Origin of the sequence: Streptomyces capoamus, assembly GCF_014654935.1 — a bacterium.
Lineage (GTDB): Bacteria > Actinomycetota > Actinomycetes > Streptomycetales > Streptomycetaceae > Streptomyces > Streptomyces capoamus.
Genome location: NZ_BNBF01000005.1, coordinates 278,361 through 290,227, shown reverse-complemented (window position 1 = coordinate 290,227; position 11,867 = coordinate 278,361). Strand labels below are relative to the sequence as shown.

The following is an 11,867-nucleotide window of genomic DNA, read 5'->3' as shown; positions in this document are numbered from 1 at the left end:
ACGTCCCCCGGCACCTCCGCGTGCTGCACTTCGTCACCGGCGCGGCCTCCGTCCTGCTGGGACTGATCTGCTTCCGGGGCCCCCTGGAGTCGGTCCTGCTGCTCGCCCTGTGGGTCGGTTTCAGCTGGCTGCTGCGCGGCACCACGGAGACGGCCGCGGCGGCCTCCGCCCCGGCCATGCCGGGCCGCGGATGGCACGTCGCCTTCGGGATCATCGGCGCTCTGGCCGGCGTGGTGATGATCGTCATGCCGTTCGCCTCGATCGCGACCCTCACCCTGGTGGTGGGTGTCATGGCCATCATCGTGGGCCTGACCGAGGTCGTCCGCGCCATCAGGACACGCGTCGAGATCGGACAGCTCGCGTCGGGCCCGGCCGCCCAGCGGCGCCCCCGGTTCCACGTGCGTCCGCACCCCCAGCACTGATCGGGCGGAAACGGTGAGCGGCGTCCGGGTCAGCCGGTGTGACGGCCGTGAGACCGTCCGGCAAGTGAGGCCGCCCACCGGACGACGGCCTGTCCCGGCGGCTGCCGTCCGGTGGGCCCGGCACCCGGTCGACGACGGGGAACCCATATCTGCAGCCCCTGAGGACTGATCGCCCATGGCGTCGCGTCCGGTTCCGGTGCGGACCATCCTCGCCACCATCGGCCTGGTGCTCGCCACCTTCGTCCTGCTCGAGCTGGTGGTGCACGCTCGGCGGGTCTTGATCTGGGCGGTCATCGCGCTGTTGCTGGCCGTCTCCCTTCATCCGGCGGTCGAGGCGCTGCGGCGACGGGTGTCACGATGCCGACGGTCTGTGGCGACCTTGCTGGTCTTCCTGGCCGCGGCCGTGGCCGTCGGCGCGGTGGTCGCCGTGTTCGTCATCCCCCTGGCTCAGGAGGGAAGCCGGCTCGCCGGTCGTCTGCCCGGACTGATCAGGGACGCCCAGGCCGGTCGTGGGCCAGTCGGTCACGTGCTGGAGCGGACGCACGCTCTGCGGTACGTCCAGCGGCACCAGGCACAGATCCGCGCGTTCGCCACCGGACTGAGTACGCCCGCCTTGAAATTCGTTCGCGGTGTCGCGACCACGGCGACGGGCGCTCTCACCGTGTTCGTCCTGGCCTATCTGATGGTCCTGGAGGGCCCCAAAGCCATAGATCGGTCCCTGGCCCTCGTGGACGCGGCGTCCGCGGCCCGTATACGCCGCGTGGGAGCCGCGTGCGCCCGTACCGTCAACGGATACCTGACCGGAAACTTGCTGATCAGCTTGATCTGCGGGCTCCTGACCTACGTCCTGCTGCTCGTTTCCGGAGTGCCGTTCGCCGGCCTGCTGGCCCTCTTCGTCGCCGTGACCGACCTCATTCCCCTGGTGGGCGCCACCATAGGGGCTGTCGTCGCCTCCGCGGTGGCGTTCGTCCACTCCTTGCCGGCCGGCATCGGAGCCGTCGTCTTCTTCATCGTCTATCAGCAGGCGGAGAATCACCTGTTGCAACCGCTCGTCCTGTCCCGGACGGTGCGACTCAACCCCCTCACCGTGCTGCTGGCCATCCTGATCGCCACTGACGTCGCCGGAATCCTCGGTGCCCTGCTGGCCATCCCGGTCACCGGCATCATTCAGGTCGTCCTCGGTGACCTCTGGGCCCACCGCCGGGGCCGGCCGCTTCGGTTGCCGATGAGCGAGGCCAACGGCCCCGAGAACGCCGAGGGGACCGGCGGCGCCGAATGACCGCCTGACCATTCCATCAGTGGTGAAGCACTTGACGACTGACACCGTCGTATCTGATGATTTCATCATAAATGGGCAGAATGTCGGATCTGGCGTCCTGTCCTCACGTGTGCCGCTCCACCGGACAACGCCGTTCACCACCGCTGCACACAGAGCCGACGCGCCACGCGCGGACGCTCTCTTCACCACCGCACCGATGGGACGAACAGCGATGACGAACACCGACCCCACTTCTCCAGCCGGACTGGTGGGCCCCCATGAGATGCCCGACGCCGCGATAGCCATGACCGATGCGGAGGGCACCGTGACGGGGTGGACACAGGCCGCGCAGCAGCTCGTCGGGTACACCGCCGCTGAGGTGGCGGGCCGATCCGTCACCCACATGCTGCCGCTCGAGGATCCCCGGAGGGCTGCGGCGTTCGCCCGGCAGTGCCGTGCGCGGGGTGGCTGGTCGGGCACCGCGGCGGTCCGCCATCGCGACGGCCACATGCTCAGGACGACGCTTCGGGTCTCGCTGCTGCGGGGGCAGGATGCCGGCATCCGGTGGCTGGTGTCCGTCACCGACATAGGGTCCCTGTCCTCGGGGACGGCCAACGGACCGGTGCGCGACTCGCTCCTGGCCCGCGCACCGATCGGCATCGTCGTCTACGACCCGCAGCTGCGCTGTGTATGGGTGAACGACGACATGGAGCGTCATGACGGCGTGCCCCGGCACCAGCGCTTCGGATACGGCCTGAAGGAGTCGCTGCCCGCCGTCGAGGCCGAAGCACTCGAGGTGGTGATGCGGCAGGTGCTGGAGAGCGGAACCACGAGGGTGCACGAGTACCGGGCATGGCCGCCGACCGACCGGCGCCGCGAGCATGCCTTCTCGGCCTGGTTCTTCTGTCTCCAGGGCGCGGACGGCACACCACTGGGCGTGTGCTCCATGACGGTGGACGTCACCGGGAACACGCGGGCGCGCGAGCGCCTCGCCATCCTCAGCGAGGCCAGTACGCACATCGGGACCACCCTCGACGTGATGCGGACCGGTCAGGAACTGGCCGAGCTCGCCGTGCCCCTGCTGGCCGACCACGCCCTGGTCGATCTGGTGGAGTCGGTCCCGTTCGGCGTCGAGCCCGCGACTCGCAGCGGCATGGCGAGCGGCCGCCCGCCGTTGATGCGCCGCGCCGGTGTGGCCTCCGTCGACCTGGATGTCCTGGAGTTGCCGTGGGTGCGCGAAGAGGCGGTCCACGCCCACCCGGACTCGCCGTTCGCCGCCGCCGTCCGCACGGGCCGGTCCTACCTGGAACCCGTGCTGGACACGCAGTCCGGTCCCTGGGTGGACCACGACCCGGTGCGGGTGCGGAAGGTACGCGACAGCGGCGTCCACTCCCTGATGGTGGTACCCATCCGTGCGCGGCGCCGCGTGCTGGGACTGGCGCTGTTCGGCCGCTCCGTGGAACAGACGCCGTTCCAGGAGGACGACCTGCTCCTCGCCGAGGAACTGGTCACGCGGGCCGCGCTCTGCCTCGACAACGCGCTCCAGTACGCCCGCGAACGCACCGCTGCCCTCACCCTGCAACGCGACCTGCTGCCCCGTCGAGTGCAGGGCGGTGCTGCCGTCGAGGTCGCCTCGCGCTACGTACCGGTCGACATGGACCACGGGGTGGGAGGCGACTGGTTCGACGTGATCGAGCTGTCCGGCGCCCGCGTCGCCCTGGTCGTCGGCGACGTGGTCGGACACGGCATCAACGCCGCGGTGACCATGGGAAGGCTGCGCACCGCCGTGCGCACACTCGCGGACCTCGACCTGCCCCCCGACGAACTGCTGTCACACCTCGACGACACGGTCCGGCGGCTGAACGACGACGACACCGACGAGTCCGGCCCGGGCCCGGCGGTAGTGGGCGCCACCTGTCTGTACGTCGTCTACGACCCGGTCACCCGACGGTGCACGCTGGCGCGGGCCGGGCATCCGCCGCCTTTGATCGTCGGCCCGCACGGCGGGGTCACCGTTCTTGATCTGCCCCCGGGAGCTCCGCTCGGCCTCGGCCTCGGTCTGGTGCCCTTCGAGTCGGTGGAACTGGAACTGGCCGAGGGCAGCACACTCGCCTTCTACTCCGACGGCCTGGTCGAATCCCGCGACGAGGACATCGACGTCGGCCTGCGCCGCCTGGGCGCCGCCCTGGCCGAGCCGGGCCCCTCCCTGGAGGACATGTGCTCGCGAGTGATAGAGGCCTTGCGGAGTGACACACCCGCCGACGACGTCACCTTGCTCCTTGCCCGCACCCGTGCGCTGGAGCCCACCCGGGTTGCCTCCTGGGACCTGCCGAACGAACCGGTCAGCGTCACGACGGCCCGGCACCTGGCCGCCCGCCGGCTCAGGGAATGGGGCCTGGAGTCGCTCGTGACGTCCGTGGAGTCGATCGTCAGCGAACTGGTCGCCAACGCCGTCCGCCACGGCGACGGCCCCAGCCGTCTGCGGCTCATCCAGCACCGGGTACTGACATGTGAGGTCTCCGACAGCTCCACCGGCCAGCCGCGCCCCGGCCATCCCCATGCGCTCGACGAGCACGGCCGGGGCCTCCGCCTGGTCGCACAGCTCTCGCGGAGGTGGGGTTCCCGCTCCGCTACGGACGGCAAGGTCGTCTGGGCCGAACACGACCTGCCCTCCACGGCGGCCGCCCGGTGACCCGCCGACGAGCCGGCCGGTTCACCGGCGTGGGCGGGGCCGGCGGCCTGCTCATCGACGCCCTCGGGGCGCCGTCAACGACCGGATCCCGGGAGCGACCGCCTTTCCGCACTGAGCCGCCGTAGGGGTCGTGCAGTACCACCCCTGCGGGCACCAGTTCACCGATCCCTCGCACGTCGACCGCCGACCGGACTGGCTGCGCGACGTCCACGCCGCCATGCAGCCGCACCTCGGGACCGGTGGCTGCATCAACGGCATGGACCCCGAACCCACCGACTGGCCGGGTTCGGGTGTGCCGACGCGCCCCACCCGGCCTCTAGACGCGGAACGCCGAACTCCACACCAGCCGATATCACCGGCCGCACCCCGCTGACCAGTGCATCGGCCTCTGTGTTCAGGTCGCGTTCAGGTTCGGCTGAGCCTCGGGCAACTCCCGTACCGGGAGCGCCAAAACTCTGGCAAAGGGATCTGGAGCGAGGGCCGGGCACCGTGTCATGGTGCCTGCCATGTCGGCTGATCACCTCACTCACAACCGGCCCGCGGGCCACATCCGTCACGCGGCGAGCAAGGTGCCGGAGGTGACCGTCTACTTCTGGATCATCAAGGTGCTGACCACCGGGATGGGCGAGACGGCGTCCGACTTCCTGGCGCATCTGCTCGGCCCGATCCCCGCTGTCGGCCTCGGCGGCGTCGCCCTGGTGGCCGCTCTGGCGGTGCAGTTCGCCGTCCGCCGGTATGTGGCCTGGATCTACTGGACGGCGATCGTCATGGTCAGCGTGTTCGGCACGATGGCCGCCGATGTCCTGCACGTCGGCCTCGGCGTGCCGTACACGCTCTCGACTCCGTTCTTCATGGCCGCGCTGGCCGCCGTCTTCGCCCTCTGGCACCGCAGCGAGGGCACCCTGTCCATCCACAGCATCCACACCCGGCGCCGCGAGACCTTCTACTGGGCCGCCGTGCTGGCCACGTTCGCGCTGGGCACCGCCGCGGGCGACCTGACCGCCACGATCGGCCTCGGCTACCTGGGCTCCGCCGTGCTGTACGCCGCCGCCATCGCTGTCCCGGCCGTCGCTCACCGGTGGGGGAGCCTGAACGCGGTCGCCGCGTTCTGGGCCGCGTACGTCATCACCCGCCCGCTCGGCGCCTCCGTCGCCGACTGGATGGCCGTCGGCCACGGCAGGGGCGGACTCGACCTGGGCCTGGGACCGGTCACGTCGTCCTGGACGGTGGCGATCCTCGGCTTCGTCGGCTACCTGGCCGTCTCCCGCAAGGACGTCCAGCGCGACGTCACGCCGTGACGCTCCGGTGGCGCCGAGTGCGGCGTGGTCACCCGGCAGGCAGGCTGACTCGACGTGTCGAGCACTGTGAGGAGCAGCACCAGCAGCGCGGCCGTGGTGAGTGCCGCGGGGGCGAGCCGGCCGCGCAAGGTGCGCGGGCCAGACGGTGGAGGAAGGCGGTCATAGCGGGCCACAACCGGTGGTCGGCGCCGCTCATGACAGCCGGTGGCCGATCCCGCGGGCCGTGCTGATCGTCCGGTCGCTGCCCGCCTCGCGCAGCTTGCGTCGCAGGCGGGTCAGATACTGGTCGAGGGTGTTGTCGTGGACCTGGGCGCCCTCGGGCCAGGCCGCCCGGACCAGCTCGCGACGGCGCACGATGCCGCCGGAAGCCGCCATGAGCGCCGCCAGGAGACGGAACTCGGTCGGTGTCAGGTCGACTCGGGTGCCTCGGACGCTGACCACGTGCCGCACTGCGTCCAGCGTCAGGCCTTCCGTAGTGGCGGCATGCGGTGGTGCGGCCCGTCTGAGGGCTGCCCGCAGGCGGGCCGCGAGTTCGGTGAGGTGGAACGGCTTCGTCAGATAGTCGTCGCCTCCGGCCGAGAATCCGGACAGCCGGTCGGTCAGCCGGTGGTGGGCGGTCAGGAAGATGACGGGGGAGAGGAACCCGTTGGCGCGCATCGCCTGGCACACGTCCCTCCCGTCGGCGTCGGGCAGCCCGATGTCGAGCACGGCGGCTGAGACGTCGGCGGTGGCAAGTCGCAGGGCGGTGGCACCGTCCGGTGCGGGCACGGGGTCGAAATCCTCGTCGCGCAGTCCGCGCATCAGCACGTCACGCAGGGCGTCATCGTCCTCGACGACCAGGATCGTCTGACGCATGGCCCTCCCTCTGTTCTCGTGACACGTCCATCGTGCCGGGGGCCGATCGGTCGGGAAGCCAGCGGGCCACGGCGCTCAGATACAGGCCGAGCCACCCCAGGGCGAACAGCCAGCCGCCGACGACGTCGGTGAACCAGTGCACTCCGAGGTAGACGCGGGTCAGCCCGACCAGCGCGCCCCAGCCGCCGATGACCAGGGTGAGCACAGTCCTGCCACGCGGGCCGCGTATGCGGATGGCGATGATCAGCAGTCCCGCGGTGAGGGCCGCCGTGGTGGTGTGACCGGACGGGAACGCCCATCCCGAGGCATGCGCCGCCCAGTCCGTCAGGGGCGGTCGCGGCCGGGTGACGAGTGCCATCACCGCGTACCGCAGCGCCTGGCCCGCACCGAGGCAGCCCAGACAGAGCGCCACGGCGAGCGTGCGCTGCCGTGGGGTGCGCCCCGCGATGAGCGCGGCCAGCACCGCCAGCGCGTACGGGACGGCGCCGGTCCCCGTGTCGGTCAGCCCGCGGGCGAGCGCCACCGCCACGTCGGGCCGGTGGCCGACGGACCACGAGAGGAGGTCGGCGTCCGCGAACAGCGGTATGCCGTCGTGGCCCACCACGACCATGGTCAGCACGCCGAACGCCGTCCACGCTCCGAGCCCGCAGCTGCCGGCCAGTTCGGCGGCCTCGCCGCGCTTCACGACACCACCAGCAGCGGACGCAGACGGGTGGCCGCGAGCCGCAGACCTGCGGCCTCCGCACGCCCGCGCAGTGCCGACATGGCGAGCAGAGCGGCCACGGCGCCCACCACGACCCCGGCCAGCACGTCGTGGGGGTAGTGGGCGCCCACCCAGACACGCGAGACGGCCATCGCGCAGGCGGCCACCACGGCGACCGCGCCGAGTCGGCGGGAGACGAACAGCAGGGCGACGGCCGCCGCGGCGGCGATGGCCGCGTGGTTGCTGGGGAAGGACCAGTCGCCGGGCGCCGGACACGCCTCCAGCGTGGTCACCCGCAGGCTCTGGCAGGGCCGGTCCTCGCGCACCAGCAGCTTGAGCACCGCGTCCGCCCCGAAGGCCGCGACCACGACGAACGGCACGGCGAGCGCCGTCACGGACGCCGTGGCGCCCACACGCCGGGCGTGCCACCAGCCGACGGCCATGAGCACCGCGAACACGACGAGCCCGTACGTCGACCAGGCCGACACCGTGTCGTCCAGCCAGACGGGGGAGCGCCGGGCGAGGTTCACCACGGCGGTGTAGGCCGAGCCGTCGACCGACGAGCCGTCAAGGGCGATGATCATCCGCGTGCCTCCTCGCCCTTCGCGTCCCGGCGCGAGCGGTACACCTCGGAGGCGACCGGAACCAGCGACAGGCCTGCGATCACCGCGACCGTCGGCAGCAGGTAGCGGTCCACGTTCGGCACGGAGGAGCCCAGGGCGTAGCCGCCCAGGGTGAGTCCCAGGCTCCACACCAGCCCACCGGTCACCTGCCAGAGGGTGAACGTGCGCACCGGCACCCGCAGGGCGCCCGCCATCGGGTTCAGGACCGTGCGCACCACCGGAACGAAGCGAGCCAGGACGATCGCTTTCGCGTACCCGTAGCGCTCCAGCAGCTCCTCCGCGCGTCTCGCCCCCTGGTGCAGGCGGGCCGAGCGGCTGCGGGCGAGCAGGGCGCCGCCCGCTCGACGGCCCAGGAGGTACCCGCACTGTGAGCCGGCCAGCGCACCCGACGCCGCGGCGACCAGGAGCGGGGCGAGCGACAGCCGCAGGCCGCTCCCGGCGGTGCCGGTGCACAGCAGACCGGCCGTGAACAGCAGGGAGTCGCCCGGAAGGAAGAAGCCGATCAGCAGCCCGGTCTCGGCGAACAGCACCACGCCCACGCCCAGCACACCGAACGCGGACAGCAGCGACCGCGCGTCGAGCACATTGACGGCGAGCTGCGACGATAGGTGTACGGCTGTGGTCATCGTCGGGGCTCCTTCATGGTTCTTCCGGGTTCTTCCGGACTGTCGGATGCGGCGGAACGGTGGCGCGGCGGCATCCGCAACTGACTACAATTCTGTAGACGGTCTACTGAACTGTAGACGATGGCGGAGTGAGGAACGTTCCCATGACCGACGCGAGGGACGAGAGGCGGCCGGCAGGCGAGCTCGAGGCCGCCGTCATGGCCGCGCTGTGGGCCACCGGGGCCCCGCTCACGCCAGGGCGGGTGCGGGCCGAGCTCGGCGCCGGCCTGGCCCGGACGACGGTGGCGACGATACTGACCCGTCTGCACGAGAAGGGCATCGTCGACCGGGAGCGGCAGGGCCGCGGCTACGCCTACTTCCCCGTCCAGGACGCGCCCGGCCTGACGGCCCGGCGCATGCACACCGAACTCGACCGGGACACCGACCGGGAGACGGTCCTGGCCCGCTTCGTCGCCCAGCTCAGTCCCGGTGACGAGCAGCACCTGCGCCGGCTCCTCGACGGTGACGAGCGATGACCGCTCTGCTGCTCCTCCCCCTGATCCTGCCCTTCCTCGCGCCGACGCTGGCCCGCCGAACCCTCGACCGACTGGCCCCCGCCACCGCGTTGTGGGTCCTCACCGCCTCGACCCTGGCGCTGGCGGGAACCTGCGTCGCCGCCCTCGGCGCCCTCGTCCTGACCGGACTGCTCAAACTCCCCGCCTTCGCCGTCCTCGGTGAACTCGTCCACCCCCTGCGGACTCCCTCGGACTACGTCGTCCTCCCCGCCGCCGTGGCCGCCACCGGGGTGCTCACCCTCAGCGTCTGGACTCTCGCACGCTCGGCCTTCCGGCAGACCCGCGCCTTCCGGACCGCCCGCACGCAGGCCGACCGCCGCCCCGCCGCCGGTGACCTGTGCGTGATCGACTCGCCCGATCCGGACGCGTACGCCCTGCCCGGCCGGCCCCACCGCATCGTCGTCACCACCGCCATGCTGCGCAGTCTGGGACCTGCCGAGCGTGAGGCCCTCTTCGCGCATGAGCGCGCCCATAACCGGGCCGGGCACCACTACTTCCTGGCCGCCGCCGAACTCGCCGCCCACTGCCACCCTGCCCTGCGCACCACCCGCGCCACCATCCGGTTCGCCGCCGAGCGGGCTGCCGACGAGGCCGCCGCCGAGGTCATCGGAGACCGGCGCCTGATCGCCACGGCCATCGCCCGCGCCGCCCTCGCCGGCAGCACTTCCCCCTCCACCCGACCGGACCTCGCACCCGCGGCGACGACCGGACCGGTGCCGCAACGCGTCGCGGCACTTCTCGCACCCACCCGGACACCCCCGCGGACCACCCGCCGCACCGCGTTCCTCCTCGTGCTCTGCACGGTCCTGTCCGTCGCCGCCGGAGCGGCAGGCGTCGTCGACTTCCACCACGAGGTCGAGGTCGCCCAGGGCGAGGAGGCTCCCTGACCGGTTCGGCCCCGGCGGCCCACCGCCGGATGCGCGACCGGCCCGCCGCGTGATCACCCTCGGGCGAGGGCCGGCGCCGGCAGTCGGAGCAGGTCGCCGATTGCGTCGGCGGCGCGCAGCACGGTGACGGCGCCGAGCGCCGGAACAGTCACCGCCGACGGCCACAGGCGCGGAGGCGGGGCGGCCTGGAGGACGGCGATACGGCGGGAGACCACGCGGTCGGCGAAGCCGAGTCCGTGCGGCGGCTTCCGGCCGGCCGCGAGCGCTGCCCAGGCGGAGACGGGCGAGTACGACCAGGTCACCGAGCGCGTCGACCGAGCGCGAACGGCGCCACGCATGTCCGGCGGGCGCGGGAGAGCGTCCTGCGCCCGCCTCCCCACCTGACTGCCGCCGCGTGACGAGAGAGGATGCGCCTGCCGGATTCGAACGGCGAAGAGGAGAGCGCCCCCAGGAGGTGGTCCGATGTCCGAGAGGCCATCTCCGGCCTGCCAGGCACGCGACACTCTGGGGAGGAGTGCGTGAAGCCCGCCCGCACCACGTCCCCCACGCCCGAACCGTCGGACCCACCTGTCCGGGGGCTCTCGGCGTGGCGGTTCGTGTTGGTGTTCGGGGGCGTCAGTCTGCTGATGGACGTCGTCTACGAGGGCGCCCGTTCCGTCACCGGTCCCCTGCTCGCCCATCTGGGCGCCTCCGCGGCCGTGGTCGGCGTGGTCACGGGGGCGGGCGAGGCCGCCGCGCTCGGACTGCGTCTGGCCTCGGGACCGCTGGCCGACCGCAGCCGCCGCTTCTGGGCATGGACGATCGCCGGCTACGTGCTGACCGCGGCCACCGTCCCGGTGCTCGGTCTGACCGGAGTGCTGTGGGTGGCCTGCACCCTGGTGATCGCGGAGCGGGTCGGCAAGGCCGTGCGCTCCCCGGCCAAGGACACCCTGCTCTCGCACGCCACCGCCGCCACCGGCCGGGGCCGCGGCTTCGCGGTCCACGAGGCGATGGACCAGGTCGGCGCGCTCATCGGCCCGCTCACGGTGGCCGGGGTCCTCGCCCTCACCGGCGGCGACTACGCCCCGGCGCTCGGGGTGCTCGCGCTGCCCGGCGTGGCCGCCGTAGCCCTGCTGCTCTGGCTGCGTGCCATGGTTCCCGATCCGGTGGGCTACGAGACGACGGTCGGCGCGGCGCCCGAGGGGCCGGACTCGCCCGAGGAGCCGGGCGTTTCCGGGTCCCGGGAGAGGAAGCTGCCGCGGGCCTTCTGGGCCTACGCGGTCTTCACCGCCGCGACCCTGACCGGATTCGCCACCTTCGGTGTGCTCTCCTACCACCTGGTCGTCCGGCACCTGGTGCCGACCGCGACGGTGCCGGTGCTGTACGCGGCGGCCATGGGGGCGGACGCGGTGGCGGCGCTGGCCACGGGCTGGCTGTACGATCGGTTCGGCGCCCAGGTCCTGGTCGTCCTGCCGCTGCTGTCCGCCGCCGTTCCGGCCCTTGCCTTCACCGACACGGTGGGGGTCGCCGTGGTGGGTGCGCTGGTGTGGGGCGCCGCGGTCGGGGTCCAGGAGTCCACGCTGCGTGCCACCGTCGCCGACCTCGTGGCCCCTGGCCGCCGGGCCACCGCGTACGGCGTCTTCGCCGGGATCATGGGAGGGGCCGCGCTGGCGGGCGGCGCCTTGGCCGGAGCGCTGTACGAGGTCTCGATCCCCCTTCTGATCGTTGTCGTCGTCGGCATCCAGGCCGCCGCGCTGGTGCTGCTGTGGGCCACCCGGGCCGTACGGTCCCTGCCCGCCCACTGACCGGGCAGGGAGCGACGGAATGGGGAGTGCGGCGCCACCCCGGCCTGCTGAGGGTGGCGCCGCACTCCGTGCCGGACCTCGCTGCGGCCCCCGGCCGGAACGGGACCGTGCTGCCGGGCCGTGGCTCAGGCGTCGATGATGACGGGGATGATGAGGGGCTTGCGA

General features: G+C 72.4%; 12 protein-coding genes. 7 read left to right on the top strand and 5 right to left on the bottom strand.

Annotation, left to right across the window (positions count from 1 at the left end):
- From IE312_RS39565 to IE312_RS11090, 4 genes are all read left to right on the top strand, one after another.
- Positions 1–422: HdeD family acid-resistance protein (locus IE312_RS39565; protein ID WP_229899514.1), on the top strand; the 422-nt coding region annotated here is incomplete at its 5' end.
- 175 nt (positions 423–597) lie between these two features.
- Positions 598–1,701, top strand: a complete 1,104-nt coding sequence (locus IE312_RS11100) for an AI-2E family transporter (RefSeq protein WP_189980733.1) — start codon at positions 598–600, stop codon at positions 1,699–1,701.
- A 211-nt stretch (positions 1,702–1,912) separates the two neighbouring features.
- Positions 1,913–4,372, top strand: coding sequence for a SpoIIE family protein phosphatase (locus IE312_RS11095; protein ID WP_189980731.1), 2,460 nt, complete (start codon positions 1,913–1,915; stop codon positions 4,370–4,372).
- Positions 4,373–4,878: 506 nt separating this feature from the next.
- The gene (locus IE312_RS11090; RefSeq protein WP_189980729.1) at positions 4,879–5,670 is read left to right on the top strand and encodes a COG4705 family protein; all 792 of its coding nucleotides are present in this window, start codon (positions 4,879–4,881) and stop codon (positions 5,668–5,670) included.
- Between the two features lie 192 nt (positions 5,671–5,862).
- Here IE312_RS11090 and IE312_RS11085 read toward each other — a convergent pair whose 3' ends face one another.
- From IE312_RS11085 to IE312_RS11070, 4 genes are read right to left on the bottom strand one after another with little or no spacing between them, the layout of a single operon-like run.
- Positions 5,863–6,525 carry a response regulator transcription factor gene (locus IE312_RS11085; RefSeq protein ID WP_189980727.1) on the bottom strand — a complete coding sequence of 221 codons (663 nt, stop codon included), beginning with the start codon at positions 6,523–6,525 and terminating at the stop codon, positions 5,863–5,865.
- Positions 6,491–7,210 carry a phosphatase PAP2 family protein gene (locus IE312_RS11080; RefSeq protein ID WP_189980725.1) on the bottom strand — a complete coding sequence of 240 codons (720 nt, stop codon included), beginning with the start codon at positions 7,208–7,210 and terminating at the stop codon, positions 6,491–6,493. Before IE312_RS11080 ends, IE312_RS11085 begins: the two co-directional genes overlap by 35 nt.
- Positions 7,207–7,812 (bottom strand): phosphatase PAP2 family protein, encoded by a 606-nt coding sequence (locus tag IE312_RS11075; protein WP_189980723.1) that lies wholly within the window; start codon positions 7,810–7,812, stop codon positions 7,207–7,209. The genes IE312_RS11080 and IE312_RS11075 overlap by 4 nt, the downstream gene beginning before the upstream one ends.
- Positions 7,809–8,477, bottom strand: coding sequence for a DedA family protein (locus IE312_RS11070; RefSeq protein WP_189980721.1), 669 nt, complete (start codon positions 8,475–8,477; stop codon positions 7,809–7,811). The genes IE312_RS11075 and IE312_RS11070 overlap by 4 nt, the downstream gene beginning before the upstream one ends.
- Before the next feature lie 143 nt (positions 8,478–8,620).
- On the opposite strand from IE312_RS11070, the gene IE312_RS11065 reads away from it, so the two are divergent.
- Both IE312_RS11065 and IE312_RS11060 read left to right on the top strand, forming a co-directional pair.
- The gene (locus IE312_RS11065) at positions 8,621–8,992 is read left to right on the top strand and encodes a BlaI/MecI/CopY family transcriptional regulator (protein ID WP_189980719.1); all 372 of its coding nucleotides are present in this window, start codon (positions 8,621–8,623) and stop codon (positions 8,990–8,992) included.
- Entirely contained in the window at positions 8,989–9,918 is a 930-nt protein-coding gene (locus IE312_RS11060; RefSeq protein ID WP_189980718.1) for a M48 family metalloprotease, read from the top strand. The genes IE312_RS11065 and IE312_RS11060 overlap by 4 nt, the downstream gene beginning before the upstream one ends.
- A gap of 53 nt (positions 9,919–9,971) precedes the next feature.
- Here the strand turns inward: IE312_RS11060 and IE312_RS11055 are convergent, their stop codons facing one another.
- Entirely contained in the window at positions 9,972–10,220 is a 249-nt protein-coding gene (locus IE312_RS11055) for a hypothetical protein (RefSeq protein WP_189980715.1), read from the bottom strand.
- 216 nt (positions 10,221–10,436) lie between these two features.
- Here IE312_RS11055 and IE312_RS11050 point away from each other — a divergent pair, with 216 nt between their 5' ends.
- On the top strand, positions 10,437–11,702 hold the full coding sequence (locus tag IE312_RS11050) for an MFS transporter (RefSeq protein WP_229899512.1): 1,266 nt from the start codon (positions 10,437–10,439) through the stop codon (positions 11,700–11,702).
- Positions 11,703–11,867: the final 165 nt, after the last annotated feature.

What these genes read in the sequence shown, in the direction of transcription:
- IE312_RS11100 (WP_189980733.1), top strand. Translation starts at nt 598, where the DNA reads ATGGCGTCGCGTCCGGTTCCGGTGCGGACCATCCTCGCCACCATCGGC.
- IE312_RS11095 (WP_189980731.1), top strand. Translation starts at nt 1,913, where the DNA reads ATGACGAACACCGACCCCACTTCTCCAGCCGGACTGGTGGGCCCCCAT.
- IE312_RS11090 (WP_189980729.1), top strand. Translation starts at nt 4,879, where the DNA reads ATGTCGGCTGATCACCTCACTCACAACCGGCCCGCGGGCCACATCCGT.
- IE312_RS11085 (WP_189980727.1), bottom strand. Translation starts at nt 6,525, where the DNA reads ATGCGTCAGACGATCCTGGTCGTCGAGGACGATGACGCCCTGCGTGAC.
- IE312_RS11075 (WP_189980723.1), bottom strand. Translation starts at nt 7,812, where the DNA reads ATGATCATCGCCCTTGACGGCTCGTCGGTCGACGGCTCGGCCTACACC.
- IE312_RS11070 (WP_189980721.1), bottom strand. Translation starts at nt 8,477, where the DNA reads ATGACCACAGCCGTACACCTATCGTCGCAGCTCGCCGTCAATGTGCTC.
- IE312_RS11065 (WP_189980719.1), top strand. Translation starts at nt 8,621, where the DNA reads ATGACCGACGCGAGGGACGAGAGGCGGCCGGCAGGCGAGCTCGAGGCC.
- IE312_RS11060 (WP_189980718.1), top strand. Translation starts at nt 8,989, where the DNA reads ATGACCGCTCTGCTGCTCCTCCCCCTGATCCTGCCCTTCCTCGCGCCG.